The organism is Streptomyces asoensis, from assembly GCF_016860545.1.
Lineage (GTDB): Bacteria > Actinomycetota > Actinomycetes > Streptomycetales > Streptomycetaceae > Streptomyces > Streptomyces asoensis.
Genome location: NZ_BNEB01000003.1, coordinates 2126909 through 2151514 on the forward strand (window position 1 = coordinate 2126909; position 24606 = coordinate 2151514).

Annotated in this window: 15 protein-coding genes and 1 pseudogene; 14 read left to right on the forward strand and 2 right to left on the reverse strand. The window is 73.6% G+C overall.

Annotation, left to right across the window (positions count from 1 at the left end; all coding sequences use genetic code 11):
- Positions 1-60 precede the first annotated feature (60 nt).
- Positions 61-1005 carry a LysR family transcriptional regulator gene (locus Saso_RS22285; protein ID WP_189925171.1) on the forward strand — a complete coding sequence of 315 codons (945 nt, stop codon included), beginning with the start codon at positions 61-63 and terminating at the stop codon, positions 1003-1005.
- Between the two features lie 140 nt (positions 1006-1145).
- Here Saso_RS22285 and Saso_RS22290 read toward each other — a convergent pair whose 3' ends face one another.
- On the reverse strand, positions 1146-1475 hold the full coding sequence (locus Saso_RS22290; protein WP_189925169.1) for a WhiB family transcriptional regulator: 330 nt from the start codon (positions 1473-1475) through the stop codon (positions 1146-1148).
- Between the two features lie 389 nt (positions 1476-1864).
- Here Saso_RS22290 and Saso_RS22295 point away from each other — a divergent pair, with 389 nt between their 5' ends.
- The 4 genes from Saso_RS22295 (at position 1865) to Saso_RS22310 (ending at position 6409) form a co-directional block, all read left to right on the forward strand.
- Entirely contained in the window at positions 1865-2476 is a 612-nt protein-coding gene (locus Saso_RS22295) for a response regulator transcription factor (protein WP_003948568.1), read from the forward strand.
- Between the two features lie 422 nt (positions 2477-2898).
- The gene (locus tag Saso_RS22300) at positions 2899-3486 is read left to right on the forward strand and encodes a sigma-70 family RNA polymerase sigma factor (RefSeq protein ID WP_189718553.1); all 588 of its coding nucleotides are present in this window, start codon (positions 2899-2901) and stop codon (positions 3484-3486) included.
- A 164-nt stretch (positions 3487-3650) separates the two neighbouring features.
- On the forward strand, positions 3651-5156 hold the full coding sequence (guaB, locus tag Saso_RS22305) for an IMP dehydrogenase (protein ID WP_189925167.1): 1506 nt from the start codon (positions 3651-3653) through the stop codon (positions 5154-5156).
- Between the two features lie 128 nt (positions 5157-5284).
- On the forward strand, positions 5285-6409 hold the full coding sequence (locus Saso_RS22310) for a GuaB3 family IMP dehydrogenase-related protein (RefSeq protein WP_020132149.1): 1125 nt from the start codon (positions 5285-5287) through the stop codon (positions 6407-6409).
- A gap of 670 nt (positions 6410-7079) precedes the next feature.
- On the opposite strand, the gene Saso_RS22315 is transcribed toward Saso_RS22310, so the two are convergent.
- A complete protein-coding gene (locus Saso_RS22315; protein ID WP_189925165.1) occupies positions 7080-8288 on the reverse strand; it encodes a nucleotide sugar dehydrogenase in 1209 nt (402 codons plus the stop codon).
- Positions 8289-8633: 345 nt separating this feature from the next.
- Between Saso_RS22315 and Saso_RS22320 the strand changes: the two genes are divergently transcribed.
- The 9 genes and pseudogenes from Saso_RS22320 to Saso_RS22355 all read left to right on the forward strand — a co-directional run bounded on the left by Saso_RS22320 (position 8634) and on the right by Saso_RS22355 (position 24586).
- Positions 8634-10340 carry a glycerol-3-phosphate dehydrogenase/oxidase gene (locus Saso_RS22320; protein WP_189925163.1) on the forward strand — a complete coding sequence of 569 codons (1707 nt, stop codon included), beginning with the start codon at positions 8634-8636 and terminating at the stop codon, positions 10338-10340.
- Between the two features lie 362 nt (positions 10341-10702).
- A complete protein-coding gene (locus Saso_RS22325) occupies positions 10703-12943 on the forward strand; it encodes a serine/threonine-protein kinase (protein WP_189925161.1) in 2241 nt (746 codons plus the stop codon).
- A 187-nt stretch (positions 12944-13130) separates the two neighbouring features.
- Positions 13131-15866, forward strand: coding sequence for a protein kinase (locus Saso_RS22330; protein WP_189925159.1), 2736 nt, complete (start codon positions 13131-13133; stop codon positions 15864-15866).
- A gap of 219 nt (positions 15867-16085) precedes the next feature.
- A complete protein-coding gene (locus Saso_RS22335; protein WP_189925156.1) occupies positions 16086-17813 on the forward strand; it encodes a serine/threonine-protein kinase in 1728 nt (575 codons plus the stop codon).
- 107 nt (positions 17814-17920) lie between these two features.
- Positions 17921-19576 (forward strand): serine/threonine-protein kinase, encoded by a 1656-nt coding sequence (locus Saso_RS22340; protein ID WP_189925154.1) that lies wholly within the window; start codon positions 17921-17923, stop codon positions 19574-19576.
- A gap of 92 nt (positions 19577-19668) precedes the next feature.
- Entirely contained in the window at positions 19669-21549 is a 1881-nt protein-coding gene (locus tag Saso_RS22345; RefSeq protein WP_229901422.1) for a serine/threonine-protein kinase, read from the forward strand.
- A gap of 47 nt (positions 21550-21596) precedes the next feature.
- A pseudogene (locus tag Saso_RS38355) lies at positions 21597-21770 on the forward strand (MBL fold metallo-hydrolase); the annotation flags it as partial.
- 30 nt (positions 21771-21800) lie between these two features.
- Positions 21801-22817, forward strand: coding sequence for a serine/threonine-protein kinase (locus tag Saso_RS22350; RefSeq protein ID WP_189925152.1), 1017 nt, complete (start codon positions 21801-21803; stop codon positions 22815-22817).
- A 125-nt stretch (positions 22818-22942) separates the two neighbouring features.
- Positions 22943-24586 carry a succinic semialdehyde dehydrogenase gene (locus tag Saso_RS22355; protein WP_189925150.1) on the forward strand — a complete coding sequence of 548 codons (1644 nt, stop codon included), beginning with the start codon at positions 22943-22945 and terminating at the stop codon, positions 24584-24586.
- Positions 24587-24606: the final 20 nt, after the last annotated feature.

A 24606-nucleotide genomic window follows, 5' to 3' on the forward strand; every position in this document is an offset into this window, starting at 1 on the left:
CGCATCAAAGTGTCGACGTGATATTCGCCCACCGGTCCAAGGCTCACTTATGATCGGGGGATGATCGAGGCCCGTCATCTCCGTGTCCTGCGTGCCGTGGCCGCCACCGGCTCCTTCTCGGCGGCCGGGCGCGAGCTGGGCTGCACCCAGCCGGCCGTCAGCCAGCAGATGAAGGCCCTCGAGTCGTCCGTCGGCACGCCCCTGCTGGTCCGCAGCGGGCGCGAGATGCGTCTGACCCAGGCGGGCGAGGCGCTCGTGCGGCACGCGGCCGGCATCCTGTCCGGACTGACCGCCGCCGAGGAGGAGGTCGCCGCCATCGCCGGGCTGCGCGCCGGCCGGGTCCGGCTGGTGTCCTTCCCCAGCGGCAGCTCCACCCTCGTCCCCACCGCGCTGGCCGCCCTGCGCGCCGCGCACCCCGGCACCCGGGTCTCCCTGGAGGAGGCCGAGCCGCCGCGGTCCGTCGAGCTGCTCCGCGAGGGCGACTGCGACATCGCCCTCGCCTTCCGTTACGAACGCGCCGGGGGCGCCGGGGGCGCCGGGGGTGCCGGGCAGGGCGGTGAGGGCGAGTGGGACGACCTGGTCGTGCGGCCGCTGCTGACGGACCGGCTCGTCGCCCTCGTCCCCGAACGGCACCGCCTCGCGCGCACGGGCGCGTCGGGAGCGCTCGCCATCGGGGATCTCGCGGGCGAGCCGTGGATCGCCGGCTGTCCGCGCTGCCGGGGCCAGCTGGTCCAGGTCTGCGAGAGCGCGGGCTTCACCCCCCGGATCGACTTCGCGACCGACGACTACCCGGCGGTGGTCGGTCTGGTGGGCGCCGGTCTCGGCGTCGCCGTCCTGCCCCAGCTCGCGATCGAGTCCGTCCGTCCGCGGGGCGCCCGCGCGGTGACGCTGGAACCGGCGGTGCGGCGGGAGATCGTCGCGCTCACCCTGCCCGATCTGGCGCAGGTCCCGGCCGTTTCGGCCACCCTCGACCAGCTCGCCCGGGCGGCGGCCCGGATCGTCTGAGCCCGTCCGGCGGCCCGAGGCGGCCGGACCCGCCCGGCCCGGCCGGCCCGGCGGCGCGGACCTGCGAACGGCGGGTACGCGTGTGCGTACCCGCCGTTCACCGGGACCGGGGCCTCACAGAGATTCGAAGAAACGTTCCTTCATGTGTTCGACGCGGGGTCCCCGGCGCCCGACGACGCCGACACCAGGCGGTTGCGCGCCCGGCCCATGAGCTCCTCACGCTCGTCCTCGGTCAACCCGCCCCACACGCCGTACGGCTCGCGTACGGCCAGCGCGTGCGCGGCGCACTGCGCGCGGACCGGGCACCTCATGCAGACCTCCTTGGCCGAGTTCTCTCGAGCGCTCCGAGCCGCCCCGCGCTCACCCTCCGGATGGAAGAAGAGCGAACTGTCCACTCCGCGGCAGGCAGCCAGCAGCTGCCAGTCCCACAGGTCCGCGTTCGGTCCGGGAAGGCGGGAGAAATCTGCCATTACGTGACCCCTTGTAGCCGTTCAGAGCGGATACGGTGCCCTACGGTGCCCAAGACCGTACAACTACGATCTAAGGAGATGAAAATATGACTCATTGCGAATCTAGCCTCAGACACCAGCAAAAGGGAAGAAATGGAGCCATCTGGGGCATCGGTTGTGATGAAAGCTTGAGGGTCCGTGTGGTTGCCGCCTCCGTATCCGCCCCCTCACGTAGAGTGCCGAAGAATGCATGCAGCCCCGTAACTCTTTCGGGTGACCGTCGTTGAGAAGGCGGTGGCGGTTGAAAACACAAACGCTCGGGCATGCGTCCGAGACGGTCGACCGCACAGGTGACGATTCGTAACAGCCTGGAGGCACAAGGTGACGCGCATCAGCTGCGGAGGGCGGCCATGACATCCGTCCTCGTCTGCGACGACTCCCCGCTTGCCCGAGAGGCGCTCCGCCGTGCGGTCGCGACCGTGCCCGGTGTCGAGCGCGTGACGACGGCGGCCAACGGCGAGGAAGTCCTCCGCCGCTGGGGTGCCGACCGCTCGGACCTGATTCTGATGGACGTACGCATGCCCGGACTGGGCGGCGTCGAGACCGTACGGCGGCTGCTGTCCGCCGATCCCGGGGCCCGCATCATCATGCTGACCGTCGCCGAGGACCTCGACGGCGTCGCCCTCGCGGTGGCCGCCGGCGCCCGCGGGTACCTGCACAAGGACGCCTCGCGCGCGGAGCTGCGCGCGACCGTCACGCAGGCGCTCGCCGACCCCACCTGGCGGCTCGCCCCGCGCCGGCTCCGTTCGGCCGAGATGGGCGCGGCGCCCACGCTCACCGCGCGGGAGATCCAGGTCCTCGAAGGCATGAGCCACGGCCGCTCCAACGCGGAGATCGGCCGCGAGCTGTTCCTCTCGGAGGACACCGTCAAGACGCACGCCCGGCGGCTGTTCAAGAAGCTCGGCGCCTCGGACCGCGCGCACGCCGTGGCGCTCGGTTTCCGCTGGGGACTCGTCCGTTAGGAGGCGCCCCCGGCTGCCCGTCCCCGCCTGCCCGTCCCTGCGGTCCCGGTCCGTGACCGGTCCGGAGGGGGGCGGGTCCTGGGCCGTCCGACGGATCCGGACCGGGTTCGGGTGACATCCGTCATTCACTGAGGGGAGCGGGGTCATGAGCGAACCTCCCTGCTCAGGCGCGGTCCGCGGGCCTGGCGAAGATCTCCGCCGCGGTCCGGCGGGCGGGGGTGCCACCGGCTCGTACGAGGTGCCCGCTGCTCGTTTCGCCGCGGATGCCGCATCCTTGAGGTGTGGAGTTCCTCGGGGACGAGTCGGTCGAGCGGGACGGGAGGGCGCAGGGGATGAGTTCCGGCGCACCTGCTCATAACGCTTCGGTGCACAACGACGGGCACGGTGCCTCGACCGCTCCGGCCGCAGGGCACCATGGACCGATGCGCGACGACGAGGCGGTCACTGCCGTGGGGACGATCGGGGCTCTCGTCCATCGCGCCGTGGACGGCGACGAGCAGGCCACGCACGACCTGCTGGCCCACGTCCACCCCCTGGCGCTGCGCTACTGCCGCACCCGTCTGTCCCGTCTGCCCGGTGACGCGCGCCATTTCGTGGAGGACCTCGCGCAGGAGGTCTGCGTGGCGGTCCTGCTCGCCCTGCCGCGCTACCGGGACACCGGCAGGCCCTTCGAGGCCTTCGTCTTCGCCATCGCCGCGCACAAGGTCGCCGACCTGCAACGCGCCGCGATGCGCCACCCCGGCTCGACGGCGGTCCCGTCCGACGAGATGCCCGAACGGCCCGACGACTCGCTCGGCCCCGAGGAACGCGCCCTGCTCAGCAGCGATGCCGAGTGGGCGAAGAAACTGCTGGCCAACCTGCCCGAGAACCAGCGGGAGCTGCTCCTGCTGCGCATCGCCGTGGGCCTCACCGCCGAGGAGACCGGCCAGATGTTGGGAATGTCACCCGGGGCCGTCCGGGTCGCCCAGCACCGTGCGCTGAGCAGACTGCGGGCGCTCGCCGAGCAGTAGCCGGCCCCCCGGGAACAGGCGCCGGTGAACAGGGCGCCGACCGTTCCCGTACGAACATACGAAGCCGGGAGTCCCGTCCGACCGTGGAATGCGTGGAATTCGAGGGGTGCGCTTCCCGTTAGCATGGACATCCGCACCGATCAAGGCCATTTGGGGAAGGTGTCATGACTGCCAACGTCGACGGAGTGCCCGGAAAATTCGCGACACTCGGGCTCACCTACGACGACGTGCTGCTGCTGCCGGGCCCGTCGGACATGGCTCCCGACGAGATCGACACCGCCTCGTACGTCTCCCGGAACGTGCGGGTGAACATCCCGCTCCTGTCCGCCGCCATGGACAAGGTCACCGAATCGCGCATGGCGATCGCGATGGCCCGCCAGGGCGGCGTCGGTGTTCTGCACCGCAACCTGTCCATCGAGGACCAGGCCAACCAGGTCGACCTGGTCAAGCGGTCCGAGTCCGGCATGGTGACCGACCCGATCACCATCCACCCGGAGGCCACGCTCGCCGAGGCCGACGCGCTGTGCGGCAAGTTCCGCATCAGCGGCGTCCCGGTCACCGACGGCAACAAGCGGCTGCTGGGCATCGTCACCAACCGCGACATCGCCTTCGAGACCGACCGCACGCGCCGGGTCCACGAGGTCATGACGCCGATGCCGCTGGTCACCGGCAAGGTCGGCATCTCCGGCGTCGACGCCATGGAACTGCTGCGCAAGCACAAGATCGAGAAGCTGCCGCTGGTCGACGACGAGGGCGTCCTCAAGGGCCTCATCACCGTCAAGGACTTCGTCAAGGCGGAGAAGTACCCGAACGCTGCGAAGGACTCCGAGGGCCGTCTCCTGGTCGGCGCCGCGGTCGGCGTCGCCGGTGACTCCTTCGAGCGGGCCCAGGCGCTGATCGAGCGCGGTGTCGACTTCATCGTCGTGGACACCGCCCACGGCCACTCGCGCCTGGTCGGCGACATGATCGCCAAGATCAAGTCGAACCACACGCGCGTGGACGTCATCGGCGGCAACATCGCCACCCGTGACGGCGCCCAGTCCCTCGTGGACGCGGGCGCCGACGCCATCAAGGTCGGTGTCGGCCCGGGCTCCATCTGCACGACCCGCGTCGTCGCCGGCATCGGCGTCCCGCAGGTCACCGCCATCTACGAGGCCGCGCTCGCCGCCAAGGAGGCCGGTGTCCCGGTCATCGGCGACGGTGGCCTCCAGTACTCCGGGGACATCGCCAAGGCCCTGGTCGCCGGCGCCGACACGGTGATGCTCGGCTCGCTCCTCGCGGGCTGCGAGGAGTCGCCGGGCGAGCTGCTGTTCATCAACGGCAAGCAGTTCAAGTCGTACCGCGGCATGGGTTCCCTGGGCGCCATGCAGACCCGCGGCGAGCGCAAGTCGTTCTCGAAGGACCGCTACTTCCAGGAGGGCGTCGCCTCCGACGAGCAGCTGATCCCCGAGGGCATCGAGGGCCAGGTGCCCTACCGCGGCCCGCTGTCCTCCGTCGTCCACCAGCTGGTCGGCGGTCTGCGCCAGTCGATGTTCTACGTCGGCGGCCGCACCGTGCCCGAGCTCCAGGACAACGGCCGCTTCGTGCGGATCACGTCCGCGGGCCTCAAGGAGAGCCACCCGCACGACATCCAGATGACGGTCGAGGCGCCGAACTACAGCCGCAAGTGAGCCCCACGCGCGCGTGAGGCGTCCGCAGGGCGTACCGAGGGCGGCCCCGGGAGACTCCGGGGCCGCCCTCGTCGTGCCCGTCGGCGATACTGGAAGACGCTGCAACGCATCAGGGAAAGGCCACACACGTGACTGAGATCGAGATCGGGCGCGGCAAGCGCGGCCGCCGGGCGTACGCCTTCGACGACATCGCCGTCGTCCCCAGCCGCCGTACGCGGGACCCGAAGGAGGTCTCGATCGCCTGGCAGATCGACGCCTACCGCTTCGAGCTGCCCTTCCTGGCCGCCCCCATGGACTCGGTCGTCTCCCCGGCCACCGCCATCCGCATCGGCGAGCTGGGCGGCCTCGGCGTCCTCAACCTCGAGGGCCTGTGGACCCGGCACGAGGACCCGCAGCCGCTGCTCGACGAGATCGTCGAGCTGGACGCGGAGACCGCGACCCGCCGCCTCCAGGAGATCTACGCGGCCCCCATCAAGGAGGAGCTGATCGGGCAGCGCATCAAGGAGGTGCGCGACTCGGGCGTGGTCACCGCCGCCGCGCTCTCCCCGCAGCGCACGGCCCAGTTCTCCAAGGCCGTCGTGGACGCCGGCGTGGACATCTTCGTCATCCGCGGCACGACCGTGTCGGCGGAGCACGTCTCCGGTTCGCACGAGCCGCTGAACCTGAAGCAGTTCATCTACGAGCTCGACGTCCCGGTGATCGTCGGCGGCTGCGCCACCTACACGGCTGCCCTGCACCTGATGCGCACGGGCGCGGCGGGCGTCCTGGTCGGCTTCGGCGGCGGCGCGGCGCACACCACCCGCAACGTGCTGGGCATCCAGGTCCCGATGGCGACCGCCGTCGCCGACGTCGCGGCGGCCCGCCGCGACTACATGGACGAGTCCGGCGGCCGCTACGTGCACGTCATCGCGGACGGCGGGGTCGGCTGGTCCGGCGACCTGGCCAAGGCGATCGCCTGTGGTGCCGACTCGGTGATGATGGGCTCCCCGCTCGCGCGCGCGACCGACGCGCCGGGCCGTGGCCACCACTGGGGCATGGAGGCCGTCAACGAGGAGCTGCCGCGCGGGCAGAAGGTCGACCTCGGCACGGTCGGCACCATCGAGGAGGTCCTCACGGGCCCGTCGCACACGCCCGACGGCTCGATGAACCTCTTCGGCGCCCTGCGCCGCGCCATGGCCACCACCGGCTACAGCGAGCTGAAGGAGTTCCAGCGCGTCGAGGTGACGGTCGCGGACTCGGTGCACCGACGGTAGGCGCTTCTCCGCAGGACATCGGCAGGGGCCGGTCAACTCACTCGGGTGAGGTGGCCGGCCCCTTTCGCATGTCTCCTTCCCGTGCCCGCGTGCACCGGGGCGGATGGCGCGGGACGGGGGCGCGCGGTTGCGTTCAGGGCGGAACCGGGCTGGTCAGGGGGGTCGCGGGCGATAGCGTCCGGGTCGGCGCCCCAGTTGTGTGGGGTGCCCCCTTCCCAGGACATGGTTCCGGACCCCGGCCCTCGGGGCCCGGCCCGAGTTCCTGAACGTGCCGTTCACCGGGTCATGGCGGCGTCGTGGAAGGGGGCGCCCGTGGGACGTCACCGCAAGCCCACCCGCTGGGACCGACTCCGTCTTCGGACGGTGCAGTGCCGGAGGAGGTGGATCTTGCGTCTTTTCGGATGGTGAGCGGCCGCCCCCACACACACTAGGGGCGGACACTCCGTGATCCATCCTGGAGCCTGCCGCAGTGACCGCTGCGGTGGGCTCCGCCTGTTTTCGGATGGTGAGCGGCCGCCCCAAGACCAACTAGGGGCGGACACTCCGTGATCCATCCTGGAGCCTGCCGCAGATCCCGCTGCGGTGGGCTCCGCCTGTTCCGTACGTTACCGGCGGGCCGTGGCGCACGCCACCAGCCCCCGGAGCCCGGGGCGGCCGTGTGCGCCCTGGTTCACAACCGGTGCGCCGCCCCCGTGGGGGTGGCTCCGCGTGTGTCCAGCAGGAGCTGTGCCTTCACGGACAGGCCCTGGAGGTCGTAGGTGCGGTGCTGCTGGAGGAGGATCGTCAGGTCGGCGTCGGCGGCGGCCTCGTAGAGGGAGTCGGCGCGCGGCACGGGACGGTCCAGGACGCTCCAGGACGGGACGTGCGGGTCGTTGTAGCTGACGGCGGCGCCGAGCTCCATCAGGCGGATCGCGATCTCGCGTGCGGGCGTGTTCTGCTGGTCGGCGAGGTCGGGCTTGTAGGTGACGCCCAGCAGCAGCACGCGCGCGCCCCGCGCCGACTTGCCGTGCTCGTTGAGGAGGGCGGCGGCGCGCTGGACGACGTAGCGGGGCATGCGGCCGTTGACCTGCTGGGCCAGCTCGACCATGCGCAGCGGGCTGCCGGTGCGGCCGGTGCGGTCCAGGGGGACGGAGTGGCCGCCGACGCCGGGGCCGGGGCGGAACGCCTCGAAGCCGAAGGGCTTGGTCTCGGCGCAGCGCACGACGTCCCACAGGTCGACGCCCAGGTCGTGGCAGAGGACGGCCATCTCGTTGACGAGGGCGATGTTGACGTGCCGGAAGTTGGTCTCCAGCAGCTGCACGGTCTCGGCCTCGCGCAGGCCACGCGCGCGGACCACCTTGTCGGTGAGACGGCCGTAGAAGGCGGCGGCGGACTCGGTGCAGGCCGGGGTGAGGCCGCCGATCACCTTCGGGGTGTTGGCCGGGTTGAAGACCCGGCCGCCGGGGTCGACGCGGCTGGGGGAGTAGGCGAGGTGGAAGTCGCGACCCGCGCGCAGGCCCGAGGTCTCCTCCAGCAGCGGCCGCAGGAATTCCTCCGTGGCCCCGGGGTACACGGGTGACTCGAGGATCACGGTGGTGTGCGGACGCAGGTGCCCGGCGAGGGTGCGGGCGGCCGTCTCCAGCTGGCTCAGGTCCAGTCCGCCGTCCGCGTCGCGCGGGGTGGGGGCGCAGATGACCGCGGTGCGCACCCGGCCCAGTTCGGCGGGGTTGGTGGCGGGCCGGAAGCCTCCCGAGAGCATCCTGCGCAGTTCGGCGGGGCTGAGGGACCCGGCCTCGGGGCCCGTGCGGTAGCCGAGGGTGGGGATTCCCGCGGCCACGGCGGCCTGGGCCAGGGGCAGGCCGAACGGGCCGAGTCCGATGACGGCGAGATCTGCGGGCATGGCGTATGCCGTCCTTCCCAGTAACCGAGGTGGGACAGGTGCGCAAGCCCTGTGGACAGAGTGGACGAGCGCAATGTCAGACTAGGAGTAAATATGACCGTTATGCGGGATTGATCGACTGTGTTGGCCGGGTCGTGTCGGTCGGCCGCCTCGGGGCGGCGCCGGACCGGGCCGGAACCGGCGGAATTCTCCGGAACGCCCGTTCGGGTTCCGCGAGAGTTGTCCACAGGCTGGGGGTGCGTGGTGGCTGAAGTCGGGCAACGCGGTCAGAATCTGGGCATGGGGGAAACGAACCGGCTCTCGCCCTGAGGGTGCGGCCGGCGCGATCTACAGCGGGAGGCAGCGGTGAGGACAGCGACACTGGGGCCGGCGCAGCGAGCCGAGTCACTGGCAGCCATGGCCGAGCGTGAACTCGACGTGCTGGTGGTGGGAGCCGGTGTGGTGGGCGCGGGCACCGCCCTGGACGCCGTGACGCGCGGTCTGTCCACGGGGCTGGTCGAGGCGCGCGACTGGGCTTCGGGCACGTCGAGCAGGTCCAGCAAGTTGATCCACGGTGGACTGCGCTACCTGGAGATGCTCGACTTCGCCCTCGTGCGCGAGGCGCTGAAGGAGCGCGGACTGCTGCTGGAGCGGCTCGCCCCGCATCTCGTGAAGCCGGTGCCTTTCCTGTACCCCCTCCAGCACAAGGGCTGGGAACGGCTGTACGCCGGCTCGGGCGTCGCGCTCTACGACGCGATGTCCATGGCCCGCGGGCACGGCCGGGGCCTGCCGATCCACCGGCACCTGACCAGGAGTCACGCCCTGCGCGTCGCACCCGCCTTGAGGAAGGACGCGCTGGTCGGAGCCCTTCAGTACTACGACGCCCAGATGGACGACGCCCGCTTCGTCGCCACCCTCGTGCGCACGGCCGTGGCCTACGGGGCGAAGGCGGCCAACCGTGCGCGGGTGACCGGCTTCCTGCGCGAGGGCGAGCGCGTGGTCGGAGCCCGGGTCCAGGACGTCGAGGGCGGCGGGGAGTACGAGGTCCGCGCCCGGCAGGTCGTCAACGCGACGGGCGTGTGGACCGACGACACGCAGGCGATGGTGGGCGAGCGCGGTCAGTTCCACGTCCGCGCCTCCAAGGGCGTCCACCTCGTCGTGCCCAGGGACCGGATCAGCTCCAGCACCGGGCTCATCCTGCGCACCGAGAAGTCCGTGCTGTTCGTCATCCCCTGGGGCAGGCACTGGATCGTCGGCACCACCGACACCGACTGGGACCTCGACAAGGCCCACCCGGCGGCCTCCAGCGCGGACATCGACTACGTGCTGGAGCATGTGAACTCGGTGCTCAGGGTGCCGCTGACCCGCGACGACGTCGAGGGTGTCTACGCCGGGCTGCGCCCGCTGCTGGCCGGGGAGTCCGACGCCACCAGCAAGCTGTCGAGGGAGCACACCGTCGCCCATCCGGTGCCGGGGCTCGTGGTCGTCGCGGGCGGCAAGTACACGACGTACCGGGTCATGGCCAAGGACGCGGTCGACGAGGCGGTGCGCGGCCTCGACCAGCGGGTCGCCGACTGCGTCACCGAGGACGTGCCGCTGATCGGAGCCGAGGGCTACCGGGCGCTGTGGAACGCGCGGGCCAGGATCGCCGCGCGGACCGGACTGCACGTGGTGCGGGTGGAGCACCTGCTGAACCGTTTCGGGGCGATGGCGGAGGAGGTGCTCGACCTCGTCGCGGAGGACCCCTCGCTGGGCGAGCCGCTCCAGTTCGCCGACGACTATCTGCGCGCCGAGATCGTCTACGCCGCCTCGCACGAGGGCGCGCGGCACCTGGACGACGTCCTGACCCGCCGCACCCGCATCTCCATCGAGACCTTCGACCGCGGCACGCGCAGCGCCCGTGAGGCGGCCGAGTTGATGGCGTCGGTCCTCGGCTGGGACAAGGACCACATCGAACGCGAGGTCCAGCACTACGAGAAGCGGGTGGAGGCCGAGCGGGAGTCCCAGCGCCAGCCCGACGACCTGACGGCCGACGCGGCCCGGCTGGGCGCCCCCGACATCGTGCCCCTGTGAATCGACCTCGGCCGGCGTGACGTGACGTGACGTGACCCGACTCGATCCGAACTGACCGGACGTGACCTGACCTGACCTGACCTGACTTCACCTCACCTCGCCTCGTCCGACCTCGGTTCGGGTCGGGTCCGTCGCCCGCCGGCATCTTCGTCGTCCAGGTCCGGTCAGGCCCCGTCAGGCCGGGTACCCGCCTCCCGTAAGGGACGGACGGGGCCCCCTGGCCGGAGCGCGCTGCACCTTCTGGCCGGAATGCTCCCCTCCTGGGCGAGACCGGGAGCGGACGAGGGGCACCCTGGGCGTCGGGCACTTGTCGGGTGAGGGACAATGAAGGCTCTGTCAGGGCGGGTTGCATGAGGGGACGCATGTCGGAGGCGGAGCGGGCGGGAGCATCCCGTCAGGACAAGAGCGCACGTCTCCTCGCCGGGCGGTACCGGCTGGGAGACGTACTCGGCCGCGGCGGCATGGGGACGGTGTGGCGCGCCGAGGACGAAACCCTCGGACGCACGGTCGCCGTCAAGGAGCTGCGGTTCCCGGGGAACATCGACGAGGACGAGAAGCGGCGGCTGATCACCCGGACGCTGCGCGAGGCCAAGGCCATCGCGCGGATCCGCAACAACAGCGCGGTGACGGTCTTCGACGTGGTCGAGGAGGACGACCGGCCGTGGATCGTGATGGAGCTCGTCGAGGGCAAGTCGCTCGCCGAGGTCATCCGCGAGGACGGCGTGCTGGAACCGAAGCGCGCGGCGGAGGTCGGACTGGCCATCCTCGACGTGCTGCGTTCGGCGCACCGCGAGGGCATCCTGCACCGTGACGTGAAGCCGTCCAACGTGCTGATCGCCGAGGACGGCCGGGTCGTGCTGACCGACTTCGGCATCGCCCAGGTCGAGGGCGACCCGTCGATCACCTCCACGGGCATGCTCGTCGGCGCGCCCTCGTACATCTCCCCGGAGCGGGCCCGCGGGCACAAGCCCGGCCCGGCGGCCGACCTGTGGTCGCTCGGAGGGCTGCTGTACGCGTCCGTCGAGGGTTCGCCCCCCTACGACAAGGGCTCGGCGATCGCCACGCTCACCGCGGTGATGACCGAGCAGCTGGAGGAGCCGAAGAACGCGGGTCCGCTCAGGGACGTCATCTACGGCCTGCTCACCAAGGACCCGGCACGGCGCCTCGACGACGCCGGCGCCCGGGCCATGCTCAACGCGGTGCTCCACGCGCCGGAGCCGCGGCACGCCGAACCGGCGGACGCGACGAAGGTCGTGCCGCTGCCCGTGCTTCCGGACTCCTCGGACGGCAGGGGGAGTTCGGCGGGCGCGGAGGCGGGCGAGAAGCTGCGCGGCGCCTTCCGGTCCGTGCGCAAGGCCGCCGTCGCGGCGGGCGCCGCGACCTCGGCGGCCGCGGCCCGCGCCAAGTCGTCGAACGGCACCGGCGCTTCCGGTTCCTCCGGTTCCGCGAACGCCGCCGGGACACGCAGGAACGGCGTACGGGAGGGCGGAGCCGGACGGGGGACCGGGACGGCCGCTTCACCGGCCGCCGCGTCCGCCGCGCCGGTGGCCCCGCCCGCGCGGCCGGCCACCGGTCCGGCAGGAGCCCCGGCGTCGACCGGCGGCCCGGCCGCCGGTCCCGTGTCGGGGACGGCTTCGTCCTCTCCCTCCCCGGCGCCTTCGGCGGCGCGCTCCGCGTCCGTCCCGGCGGCCCGCTCCGGCTCGGACTCCGGTGCCGCCGCGAGGCCCGGCACGGGGGCGGCCGCCGGTACCGCTGCGGGGAGCAACGGCGGGAGCGCCGGGCGCAGTTCCGGGTGGCCCGTGATGACGCCGCCGGACCTGCCGCCGCGGCCCGTGCCCAGGGCGCCGCTGACCGACGTGGTGCCCAGGCGGACCCTGGTGATCATCGCCGTGGTCGTGGTGCTCGCGGTGCTCGGCACCGTCCTGGCCATCACCCTCGGGGGCGGCGACGACACGGCCGGCGGCTCCGGGAACGACGGTGGGTCCCGTGCGGTGGCGAGCGGCAGCGTGAGCGCCGACACCAAGGAGGACGAGGACACCGGGACCCGCACCGACGGGTCGTCCTCGCAGCCCGCCGCGTCGACGGGCGCCGGGTCGGACGGTTCCCCGTCCAGCAACACCGCCGCGGCCGGGGGCGCCGGAGCCGACGCGTCCGGTTCCGCGGGCGCCGGAGCCGCTGTGACGACGTACAAGAGCGGACAGGGCTACTCGATCGGGCTGCCCGCGGGGTGGCGCTACAAGTCCTCGGACTCGGCGGGCGACCGCTTCACCGGGCCCGACGGGCAGAAGCTGCTCGTCGCCTGGACGACCACGCCCAAGGACGACCCCGTCGCCGACTGGAAGAACCAGGAGCGCGGCATGGCGCGCTCGCAGTACGCGAAGGTCCGGATAGCGAAGGTGGACTACCGCGGCTGGAACACGGCCGACTGGGAGTTCACCTACACGGACGGCGGGACGGCGTACCGCACGATCGACCGCGGATTCGTCGTGAACGACTCGCTCGGGTACGCGCTCATGTACACGGCGAAGTCCGCCGCGTGGGGCAGCGACCTGCGGCAGGGAACCTGGAAGGCGCTGACGGACTCCTTCACGCCGAAGAAGTGACGAACCGCCGGGCGGTGCCCGGCGGCCGTTGTTCGGCGTGATATCTGGCATCCCCTCTTTGCGGGTTGCCTCCGGCACGTATCGTGAGTGCTTGCGGACCGTACGCATCCAGCTATTCGGCCGGATACGGCTGTAACGGCACGCGACGCGAACGGAATTGACCGACCGGGCGGCCGGGGGAGGCATCGTGGACGACTATGCGGGTCGGGTACTCGTCGACCGCTACCGCCTGCCCCTGCCGCCGTCGGACGAGTACGAACTCACCGAGACGCGGGCCTTCGACACCTACAGCGGTCAGGAAGTGCTGGTCCGTCAGGTCCCGTTGCCGGAGGTCGTCGAGGCCGAGGTGCTCGACGCCGAGGGACTGCCCGACGGCTTCCAGGCCCGCGAACGCGGGGCGCGGCGGCCGGGGACCCGGGGCTCCGGCCCGGGCGCGGGGACCCGCCGGCCCGCCGACCCCGTCGTGCGGCGGGCGATGGAGGCGGCCCAGGCCACGGCGAGCATCCCGGACCACCCGCGGCTCGACCAGGTCTTCGACGTGTTCGCCGAGGGCGGTTCGCTGTGGATAGTGAGTGAACTGGTGGCCGCGCGGCCGCTGGCGGCCCTGCTCGCCGAGAAACCCCTGACGCCGTACCGCGCCGCCGAGGTCGCCTCCGACGTGCTCATGGCACTGCGGGTGCTGCACGCCCATGGCTGGGTGCACCGCAACATCACCGCGCGCACGGTCCTCGTCTGCGACGACGGGCGGGTCATGCTGACGGGCCTCGCGGTCGGCGCGGCGGAAGAGGCGCTGTGCGGGTACGACCCGGTCCCCGCGCAGGACACGGCGGCGGGCACGCGGGCGCCGGGTCCGGCGGGCGCCCGGGGCGCGGTGGGACCGGGATCCGGCGGGGACGGCGGATCCGCCGGCCGCGGCGCGCCGCACGGCTTCGACGCTGCCGGAAGAACAGGTGGGGCCGGCGGGACCGGCGGGTTCGGTGGGTTCGGAGGTGCCGTCGGCGCCGGGTCCGCCGGGACCGGGGCCCCGGGCGGCGCGGTCGATCCGGAGGCCGCCCGACGGGCCGCCATCGAGGCACGGGGGCCGGGTGCGCTGCCCGCCGCGGCGGGTGAACCGTCCGCCGGCGGCGGGGCGGTGGCCCGCAGGGCGCCCGTGGAGAGCGGTGGGGACATCCGTGCCGCGCGCGCCGGTGCGATCGCCGCCTACCGTGCCGGTGCGCGGGCGGCCGCCCGGGTGCAGGAGGCCCAGCAGAACGGCCGCGCGGCCCTGCCCGGCGCCCGCACCCCCGCGGACGGCGCCGACGGGACCCCGGGCGGCGACCCCTCCGGGCAGCTCGCCGTTCCCCCCGGACAGATCGCCGACCCCTACGGCGTCTCGGGCGCACCGGCGCCGGGGCCGCCCGGCTACGGGCAGGGACCGTCCGGCCAGGCCTACGCCGCGGGGCCCGGTCCCGGCGGCTCGCAGCAGACCCCCGCTCCGGGCTCGCACGCCTCGCTCACCCCCGTCCCCGGGGCGCACATCCCCGTCCAGGGACAGGGGCCCGCCCAGGGACACGCACCGGGGCCGGGACGGACGCCGCCGGACGACGGGCGGGGCGGGGTCCGCTGGGGAGGCGAGCCGGCGAACGGGGGCGAGGGGCACGCCGTCCGGCGCGGACCCGCCACCGCGCTGGCCGCCGAGCGGGCGCGTCAGGCGCGGATGGCGGTGGTCGGGCCGGTCACCGAACGCTGGGCGCCCGAACAGGCCGGCCCGGTGCACGAGAACTGGCAGATGGCCGCGCCGATCGGTCCCGCGACCGATCTGTGGGCGCTGGGCGCGCTGCTCTTCAGGGCCGTCCAGGGGCACGCGCCCTACCCGGAGGAGTCGACGGCCGAACTGGTGCAGCTGGTCTGCGCCGAGCCGCCCGCGTTCGCCGAGGAGTGCGGACCGCTGCGGCCGGTCGTGGAGTCGCTGCTGCGCCAGGACCCCACCGAGCGGCTGGACTTCGAGGAACTGCGCGGCTGGCTGCGCTCGCTGGTGCGGTCCGCGCCGGAACCGGAGGCCGGGACGTACGTCGTCGCCGCGCCCCCGACCGACCCGCGCCGCCTGCCGATCGTCCGCCGCAGGGGCGAACTGGTGCGCAGACGGCGTGCCGGGCTGCCCGCGACGCACGGGCGGCACAAGCGCGGCCGCGCGGAGACGGGCCGTTCGCCCCGCAGCCTGGGCCGCACCCTGCTGGTGCTGATCCTGCTGGTGCTGGCCGCGGCGATCGCGTACGCCCTGATGTTCATGCCGAAGGCGGGCGAGGGTGACGCGGCGGGGAGCGACGGCTCGCGGCGGACCGGGGCCACCGGTGCGCCGGACGGGCAGGCGCCCGACGCGAGCAGCGAGCCGCGGCCCGACCAGACCTCGCCCGGCGCCGGTTCCTCGGCGTCCGCGTCCTCGGGGGCCGAGGCCACCCAGACGCAGACCGGGGGGTCCGGGGCGGGCGTCGCCGACGGGTTCACCGTCCGGGCCGACGAGGCCGGCTTCAAGGTCGCCGTGGCCAACGGCTGGGACCGCTCGCCGAAGAACGGGCGCGGCCAGGTCGTCTACGCACACGGGGACTTCGAGCTGATCGTCGTGCCCGGGCGCGACACCGCCTCGGCGAACGGCAGCGACCCGATGGTCTACCAGCGGGAAAAAGAGAGCGAGCTCCAGCCGTACCGGGACTCCAGTTGGGCGACCGCCTCCGGGCTGCGGACGACGACGGTGGGCGCGCGGACCATGGCCGAGGGGCAGTTCACCTGGACGGGCGCGGGCGGCCGTGAGCTGTTCGTCCGCAACGTCGCGATCCTCATCGCGGGGCGGTACCACGTCGTGCAGGTGAGGGGTCCGGAGGCCGAGCGGGACGAGGTCACCCGGCTGTTCGAGCAGGCGTCGGCCACCTACCAGTACACCGGCTGAGCGTCCGGACGGTCCCGTCCGTCGCGACCGGTCGCAACGGATACCGACCGGTCGCCGTCCGGTCGGCACCGGCCCCGTCCGGTTACCGTCCTGTTCCCGTCCGGTCGTGGAAGCGACAACCGTCACAGTGCTGTCTCCGTAGGGCCCCGCCGGTTCCCCGGAGGCACCCCGGTCTTTACGCTGACCCTGTCAAGAGCATTGCGGGGCAACGTGAATCAGATGCAGGGCCTGCTCCTGGCGGGTCGTTACCGGCTCGCCGACGCCATCGGGAGCGGCGGTATGGGCCGGGTGTGGCGTGCGCACGACGAGTTGCTCCACCGGGCCGTCGCCATCAAGGAGTTGACGGCCGCGCTCTATGTCGCGGAGAGTGACCAGGCCGTTCTGCTGGCGCGCACCAGGGCGGAGGCCCGTGCGGCCGCCCGGATCAACCACTCGGCCGTGGTCACCGTGCACGACGTGCTGGAGCACGACGGCCGTCCGTGGATCGTGATGGAACTGGTCGAGGGCCGCTCGCTGGCCGACGCCGTCAAGGAGGACGGGCGGGTCGAGCCCACCGAGGCGGCCCGGGTCGGGCTGTGGGTGCTGCGCGCCCTGCGGGCCGCGCACTCCGCCGGTGTGCTGCACCGTGACGTCAAACCGGGCAACGTGCTCCTCTCCGACGACGGACGTGTCCTCCTCACCGACTTCGGCATCGCCCAGATCGAGGGCGACAGCACCATCACCCGGACGGGCGAGGTCGTCGGTTCCGTCGACTACCTGGCTCCCGAGCGGGTGCGCGGCCACGACCCCGGCCCCTCCTCCGACCTGTGGGCGCTGGGCGCGACGCTGTACACGGCGGTCGAGGGCCGCTCGCCGTTCCGCCGCACCTCGCCGCTGACCACGCTCCAGGCCGTCGTCGAGGAGGAGGCCGCCGAACCCCGGCACGCGGGCCCCCTCGGCCCCGTCATCGCCGCCCTGCTGCGCAAGGACCCCGCTGCCCGGCCCGACACCGCCGAGGCCGAACAGCTCCTCGCCGAGGCGGCCGACGGACGGCGTCCCGGCGCGGCGCAGGCGTACGTGCCGACGCAGTTCGGCGGGCCCGACCGGGCCACCGGGGACCACCACGCCGTGGCGCACCCCCTGTCGTCCCCCACCCCGGGGACCTCCTACGTGCCGATGGCACCGGACGCGGCGACGCCCGTACCGGGCCGTCCCACGGCCGGCCACCCGGTGCCCGGCCCTCCCGCGACCGGCCACCCCGTGACGGGGGCGACCGCCGTGGGACCGACGAACGTGGGCCCGGCCGCACCGCCCGCCCGGCCCCGCCGGCGGCGTCTGCTCGCCCTTGTGATCGTCCTCGCCGCGCTGGTCGGCGGGGGTACGGCGGTGGCATGGCAGAAGTGGGACGAGGGGCGCCGCGCGGACGGCGGGTCCGGCTCGTCGTCCGCCTCGTCGAGTCCCTCGAACACCCCGGACGGGTCGTCCACCCCCGGCGGGGAGGACTCCTGGCAGACGGTGGACGACCCCCTGGGCTTCGGGCTCTCCCTGCCGAAGGGCTGGGAGCGTGTCGTGTTCCAGGACGACGGCGACCTCAAGCAGATCGACTACACGCCCGACGGCGGCGAGCACTTCGTCCGCATCGCCCTCGACAAGTCCCCCGACTTCGGCGACCCGTACGCGCACCAGGTCGACCTGGAGCAGCAGCTCCAGCGGCTGGTCGACTACCGACGGGTCACCCTGGAGAAGAACGTCTACCGGGACCGCGCCGGCTCCGAGTGGGAGTACACCTGGACCGCGCTGGCCAAGGACACGGACTTCCCCGGGCCGCGGCGCGCGATCGAGGAGACGTACGTGGCCCGCGACGGCAGCGAGTACGTGATCTACATGTCCTCGCCCGCCGAGGACTGGGCCACGGCGGCCGAACAGTTCCGGTCCGTCCTGCGGAGCTGGCGCGAGCCGACCGCGTAGGGTCCGCGCGCCGGGGCGCGCCGATGGCCTGCTTTCGGCGGGCCGGTCGCGCGAGTTGGCCGGACGGCGCCCCGGAGGCGTGGCGTCCGGTGGGGCATGATGTGCCCATGGGGACCGAGGGGGGCCGGGACGGCGCACGGGTCATCGCGGGCCGTTACCGGCTGGACGCGAGGCTCGGGCGCGGCGGCATGGGGATCGTGTGGGGAGCCACCGATCAGCTGCTGGGACGGCGTGTCGCCGTCAAGGAGCTGACCCAGGACGACACGCTCTCCGCCGAGGAGGCACGCGGACGCCGCGACCGGACGCTGCGCGAGGCCCGGGCGGTCGCCCAGCTCAGCCACCCGCACATCATCGTCGTGCACGACGTCGTCGAGGACGGCGAACGCCCCTGCATCGTCATGGAGCTGATCGACGGCGGCTCGCTCGCCGACCGGATCGCCGAGCGGGGTCCGATCGAGCCCGAGGAGGTCGCCCGGATCGGCATCGCCCTGCTGGGCGCCCTGCGCGCGGCCCACGCCGCAGGGGTGCTGCACCGCGACATCAAGCCCGCCAACGTCCTGCTCGACAGCGCCGGCGGCCGGGTCGTCCTCACCGACTTCGGCATCGCGCAGGTCGCGGGCGCCACCACGCTCACCGAGACCGGGTCGTTCGTCGGCTCGCCCGAGTACACCGCGCCGGAACGGATGTCGGGGGCGCGGACCGGCGCGGAGTCCGACCTGTGGTCGCTGGGCGCGCTGCTGTGCACGGCGCTGAGCGGCGAGTCCCCCTTCCGCCGCGACTCGCTCGGCGGGATCCTGCACGCCGTCGTCTTCGCGGAGATCAGGACGCCCGAGCAGGCCGCGCCGCTGCTGCCCGTCGTGCGGGGGCTGCTGGAGCGCGATCCGGACCGGCGGCTGGGTGCCGCGGAGGCGGAGCGGCTGCTGCGCGCCTACCTGGAGACCGGGCGCACGCCGCCACCGGTGTCGTCGGGATATACGCCGACCCAGGCCGATGTGCCCCGCCCGCGGCCCGAAACCGCGGCCCGGGAGCGTTCCACGCGGGGTGTGCTCGTGGCCGCGCTGCTGGTCGCCGCGATGGCGGGGGCGGGCATCTCGGCCGCGGCGCTGCTGATGAAGGGCGACGGCGACGGCGGCCGCACGCCCACGAGTTCGGCCCCGGGCGCCCCGGTGAGCGGCCCCGCGACCACCTCGGCCGGGGCGTCCTCGGGCTCCCGCTCCCCGTCCGGTTCCGCCACCGGGTCCCGGTCGGCGGGGCCCACCGCCGCCGTCCCGGGCGGCTCCGCGTCCCCCGCCTCCGACGGCCGTCCCGGCACGCCCACCGCCCCGTCCGGCTACCGGGTGGCGCGGGACCCGGCCGGGTTCGCGCTCGCCGTGCCGGAGGACTTCACGCGGCTGCCGCAGGGCGAGCGGGTCTTCTATCTGTCCCCCGGGCAGGTCTTCCGGCTCGGCATCAAGGTCTCGCCCCGGCAGCCCGGCGGCCCGTCGGCCGTGATGCGGCGCGCGGCGGCCGACGGCCCGGACAGCAACCCCGGGTACCACGACGGCCGCGTCACGCAGACCGGTCACCGCGGACACCCCGCCGCGCTCTGGGAGTTCACCTGGAACGGCTTCAGCGCCACCGAGGGGCCCCGGCACACCTACGACCTGTGCTGGGAGGAGGGCGGCCTGCTGTACGACGTGTGGGTGTCGGCGCCGGTCGGGAAGGTGCGGGAGGCGCGCGAGTACTTCGACGTCGCGGTCGACACGTTCACCGTATCGACCTAAAAGGGCGATAAGGAACATCACGCGTCACGGGTCTGTGACCGGTACGCGTCACCGGTGGAATCCGGCCTGCCGGGCGCGATATCCATGGAGGCATGAGCCACCACGGGGGCGCCGGTCACGAGGCCGACGAGACGACGAGTTTTGTTCTGCAACCGCCGCAGCCGCCGAACCAGTCGCCGCGGCCGGACGGACCGCGGTCGGACGGACCGCGGCCGCCGGAGCCACCGCGGCCGGACCGGCCCCGGTCGGATCGGCCGCAGTCGGCCCTGCCGGAACAGCACCCCCAGTCGCACCCCCGGCCCCAGCCGCAGTCGCAAGCCCACCCCCAGTCCCAAGCGCACCCCCAGGCGCAGCCGCCGGACCGGCCGCACCCGCTGTCGCCGCACGCGCAGCCGCATCCACACCCGCAGCCACCGTCGTCCGTGCCGCAGTCGCCGCAGTCGCCGCAGTCGCCGCAGTCGCCGCAGTCGCAGGCCGGGCCGCAGGAACCCGGTGTCGGGCGGCTCGTCGCGGGGCGGTACCGGCTGCTCGGCAGGCTCGGGCACGGCGGCATGGGCACGGTGTGGCGGGCCAAGGACGAGACGATGGACCGCGAGGTCGCCGTCAAGGAACCCCGGGTCCCGGACCACCTTCCCGAACGCGAACAGGCCAACCTGTTCGAGCGGATGCGCCGCGAGGCCCGGGCCGCGGCCCGCCTCGACCATCCGGCCGTCGTGAACGTGCACGACGTGGCGGTCGTCGACGGCCGGCCCTGGATCGTGATGGAGCTGGTCCACGGACGCTCGCTCGGCGACGCCCTCCAGGAGGGCACGCTCGACGCCCGCGAGGCGGCCCGGGTCGGCCTGGAGGTGCTCGGCGCGCTGGAGGCGGCGCACGCGGCGGGCATCCTGCACCGGGACGTGAAGCCCGACAACATCCTCCTCGGCCGCCACGAGCGCATCGTGCTCACCGACTTCGGCATCGCCCGGATCGAGGGCGAGACCAATCTGACCGACACCGGCGGCATCGTCGGCTCGCCGGAGTACATCGCCCCCGAGCGCGTGCTCGGGCAGCGGCCGGGGCCGGCCGCCGACCTCTGGTCGCTGGGCGTCGTCCTGTACGCGGCGACGGAGGGCGTGTCGCCGTTCCGACGCAGCAACACCCCGGCCACGCTCCAGTCCGTGCTCAACGCGGTGCCCGCGCCGCCGGCCGCCGCCCGGGGCCCCCTCGCCGAGGCCGTCGACGGCCTGCTGGAGAAGGACCCGGCGCGCCGTCCGCCCGCCGCGCGGGTGCGGGCCCTGCTGGAGGCGGCCGCGAACCCGCCCGCGCCGCGGCCCACCGAGGAGGTGCGGCACCCGGCGGTCGCCCGTACCCGGCGGCGGTTCGGCCGCGCGGCGTGGACCGGGCTCGGCGCGGCCGTCGTCGCCGCGGCGGTGACGGCGTACCTGGTGGTCGCCGACCCGTTCGCGGGCCCGCTGCCGGACGGCTGGAAGACGAAGCACGAGAAGAACGTCACCGCGACGCTGGCGGTGCCGGCGAGCTATGTGCGCGGCGTGCCGGAGAAGCCGGCGGACGGACTCCGGGTGAGCTACACCGATCCGAGCGGCGCGGTCTCGGTCGTCCTGGAGGTGCTCCGCAGGGCGACGGACACCGGCCACGAGATCAAGGCCTCCGCGGCCGCCGAGATGTACGCCGACGACGGCGACTTCAAGGAGTCCGGCAGCTACGAACTGAACATGCCCAAGGCGCCGAGGACCCGGACGGACGGCGACGAGACCTTCCAGGGGCGCAAGGCGGCCGGGAACACGGTCGTGTACACCACCGACGACTCCCGGGAGCCCGCCCCGCGCGAGCTGAGGATCCTCTACTACCGGTCCACCGGCGGTGACATGTACAAGCTGCTGATCGGCTACCCGGGCAAGGGCGACTTCACCGACCGGGGCCGCGAGGTGGCCCGCGTCGCCATCGCCAACCTGAAGATCGACAAGCTCTGAAGCGGGCGGCGCCAGACACCCCCCAGGCCGGCTGCGCGCGGCAGCGGCCCGGGTGCAGCAGTTGCTTCTGCCTCGATCCCGCCGGGGCCGCCGCCAGCCGGACCCGCGTGCTCGAACGCGCGGCGGAGCAAGGGGAGTTGGTGATCCCCGCGCACTTCGGCGGTGCGGGCGCGGTGCGGGTGCGGCGGCGGTCGGTGGGACGGTTCGTCCTGAGCGGGTGAGGGGCCGGGGGATCGTGGTAGTCATGGGGCATGAGCAACGACGGGGATCCCGGCGGCGCGGACGGCCGTACGGTGGGCGGGCGTTACCGGCTGCTGGACCGGATCGGCTCCGGCGTGACGGGCACCGTCTGGCGGGCCCGTGACGAGGTCACGGGACGCGAGGTCGCCGTCCGGGAACCCCGGCTGCCGGGCGGCCCGCGGGGCGGTTTCCGGCGCAGGACCGCCCACCGCCTGTACCGCGAGGCGCGGGCCGCCGCCCGGGTGCGCCACCCCAGCGCCGTCGCCGTCCACGACGTGGTGGTGGAAGGCGGACCCGGCGCGGCCGCCGAGGGCGCGCTTCCCTGGACGGTCATGGAGCTGGTCCGCGGGGAGTCCCTGCGCGAGGTGCTGGAGCGCGGCCCGCTCGACCCCGCCGAGGCCGCCCGGGTCGGCGCCGCCGTCCTGGACGCCCTGCGTGCCGCCCACGCCGTCGGCATCCTCCACCGGGACCTGAAACCCACGAACGTCCTCCTGGCCCCGGCCCCTGCTTCGGACCCCGCCGGGCGGTCGCACCCCCGCGGCCGGGTCGTCGTCACCGACTTCGGCGGGGCCTCCGTCGGGGGTGAGGAGGGGTGGGCCGGCGGTGGTGCGCTCGCCGGATCGCCGGAGTTCACCGCGCCCGAGCGGCTGTCCGGGCGGGCCGCGGGGCCCGCCTGTGACCTGTGGTCCCTCGGTGTCCTGCTGTACACGGCCGTCGAGGGACGGTCCCCGTTCCGCCGTGCGACGGCGGAGTCGACGCGTGCGGCGGTCGTCGCCGCCGACCCGCCGGAGCCGGAGCGGGCCGGTCCGCTCGGCCCGCTCCTCGGACGGCTCCTGGTGCGCGACCCGGTGCGGCGGCCCGCCCCCGAGGAGGTGGCCGCGACCCTGGCGGCCGTGGCCGGGGGCCCGCCGGCCACGGCGCGGGCCGGTGCGGTCCTGCGGCGGGCGGCGGAGCCCCTCGGCGTGTCCGGCGCCCGGCCGGACACCGCGGTGTCCGACGGGGCGCGCGACCGCCTGGAGATCGGGTGAACGACCGGGGCAACGTCCTGATCAGCAGGTTTGTTGCCAGTGAACGCTGGCAGCATGTGTGCGGTCGGTGAAACGGTATTACCGGCGGGTACCCAAAGTCCTCCGCACGTCATACCCTGCGCCTCATGACGGACTCGCAGGCCCCGGAAAAGACCGGCACCGAGATCAGTGGGACGACCACGACCGGTACCAACCCCCTCGCCCCCACGCCCCTCGGCGTGCGTACGGCGGCGGACGTGGTCACCCCCGAGCTGGTCGCCCAGCTCACCAAGGGCGTGACCGGCTCCGGCCGTACGGCCAACCACACGCCCTTCACCGGCGAGAAGCTGGCCGACCTGCCCGAGTCCACCCCCGACGACGTGCTCAAGGCCTTCGAGGCGGCCCGCAGGGCGCAGGCGGTGTGGGAGCGGACGCCGGTGCGCGAACGCGCCGCAGTCCTGCTCCGCTTCCACGACCTGGTCCTGGAGCGGCAGGCCGAGGTGCTCGACCTGATCCAGCTGGAGACCGGCAAGGCCCGACTGCACGCCCACGAGGAGGTGCAGGCGGTGGCCGTCGCCGCCCGGCACTACGGCCGCAAGGCCCCCTCCTACCTGCGCCCCAAGCGGCACGCGGGCGCCATGCCGACGCTGACGAAGGTCACCGAACTGCGCCACCCGCGCGGGGTCGTGGGGCAGATAGCGCCCTGGAACTACCCGCTGGAGCTGTCGGTGGGGGACGCGCTGCCCGCGTTCGTGGCGGGCAACGCGGTGGTGATGAAGCCGGACACCGAGACCTGCCTGACCGCCCTGTGGGCCCGCGACCTGCTGGTCGAGGCCGGCCTGCCCGCCGACGTCTTCCAGGTCGTCCTCGGTGAGGGCCCCGTCATCGGCCCGGAGGTCGTGCGGCACGCCGACTACGTCTCCTTCACCGGCTCCACCCGCACCGGCCGCGAGGTCGCGCAGGGCGCCGCCGCCCGGCTCGTCGGCGTCTCCCTCGAACTCGGCGGCAAGAACGCCATGCTGGTGCTCGAGGACGCGGACATCGAGAAGGCCGCCGCCGGGGCCGTCCGGGCCTGCTTCTCCTCGGCGGGCCAGCTCTGCATCTCCATCGAGCGGCTGTACGTCCACGAGTCGGTCGCGGACGCCTTCCTGGAGCGTTTCGCCGCCCGCACCAGGGCCATGCGGCTCGGCACCGCCCTGGCCTACGGCGCGGACATGGGCTCGCTGGTGGGCGAGCGCCAGCTGGAGACCGTGACCCGGCACGTGGAGGAGGCCGTCGCCAAGGGCGCCCGGCTCGTCGCGGGCGGGGTCGCCCGCCCGGACGTCGGCCCGTACTTCTTCGAGCCGACGATCCTCGACGGCGTGACGGAGCCCATGTCCGTCTGCACCGAGGAGACCTTCGGGCCGGTCGTCTCGATCTACCGTTTCACGACCGACGACGAGGCGGTCGAGCTCGCCAACTCCACGCCGTACGGTCTGAACTCGTCGGTCTGGACGAAGGACGGCCGCCGCGGCAGGGAGGTCGCCTCCCGGCTGCGTACCGGCACGGTGAACGTCAACGAGGGCTACGCGCCCGCCTACGGCAGCGTCCAGTCGCCGATGGGCGGCATGAAGCAGTCCGGTCTGGGCCGCCGGCACGGCTCCGAGGGCATCCTCAAGTACACCGAGGCCCAGACGGTGGCCCAGCAGCGCCTGCTGCCGATGGCGCCCGCGCTGGGCATGGACGACGAGAAGTACGCGGAGTTCATGAGCCGGAGCCTGCGCCTGATGAAGGCGTTCCGCTTCCGCTAGACCGCGCGGCCCACCCCTCC

What these genes read in the sequence shown, in the direction of transcription:
- Saso_RS22350 (WP_189925152.1), top strand. Translation starts at nt 21,801, where the DNA reads ATGAGCAACGACGGGGATCCCGGCGGCGCGGACGGCCGTACGGTGGGC.
- Saso_RS22355 (WP_189925150.1), top strand. Translation starts at nt 22,943, where the DNA reads ATGACGGACTCGCAGGCCCCGGAAAAGACCGGCACCGAGATCAGTGGG.
- Saso_RS22335 (WP_189925156.1), top strand. Translation starts at nt 16,086, where the DNA reads ATGCAGGGCCTGCTCCTGGCGGGTCGTTACCGGCTCGCCGACGCCATC.
- Saso_RS22300 (WP_189718553.1), top strand. Translation starts at nt 2,899, where the DNA reads ATGCGCGACGACGAGGCGGTCACTGCCGTGGGGACGATCGGGGCTCTC.
- Saso_RS22290 (WP_189925169.1), bottom strand. Translation starts at nt 1,475, where the DNA reads ATGGCAGATTTCTCCCGCCTTCCCGGACCGAACGCGGACCTGTGGGAC.
- Saso_RS22340 (WP_189925154.1), top strand. Translation starts at nt 17,921, where the DNA reads ATGGGGACCGAGGGGGGCCGGGACGGCGCACGGGTCATCGCGGGCCGT.
- guaB (WP_189925167.1), top strand. Translation starts at nt 3,651, where the DNA reads ATGACTGCCAACGTCGACGGAGTGCCCGGAAAATTCGCGACACTCGGG.
- Saso_RS22345 (WP_229901422.1), top strand. Translation starts at nt 19,669, where the DNA reads ATGAGCCACCACGGGGGCGCCGGTCACGAGGCCGACGAGACGACGAGT.
- Saso_RS22285 (WP_189925171.1), top strand. Translation starts at nt 61, where the DNA reads ATGATCGAGGCCCGTCATCTCCGTGTCCTGCGTGCCGTGGCCGCCACC.
- Saso_RS22325 (WP_189925161.1), top strand. Translation starts at nt 10,703, where the DNA reads ATGTCGGAGGCGGAGCGGGCGGGAGCATCCCGTCAGGACAAGAGCGCA.
- Saso_RS22315 (WP_189925165.1), bottom strand. Translation starts at nt 8,288, where the DNA reads ATGCCCGCAGATCTCGCCGTCATCGGACTCGGCCCGTTCGGCCTGCCC.
- Saso_RS22295 (WP_003948568.1), top strand. Translation starts at nt 1,865, where the DNA reads ATGACATCCGTCCTCGTCTGCGACGACTCCCCGCTTGCCCGAGAGGCG.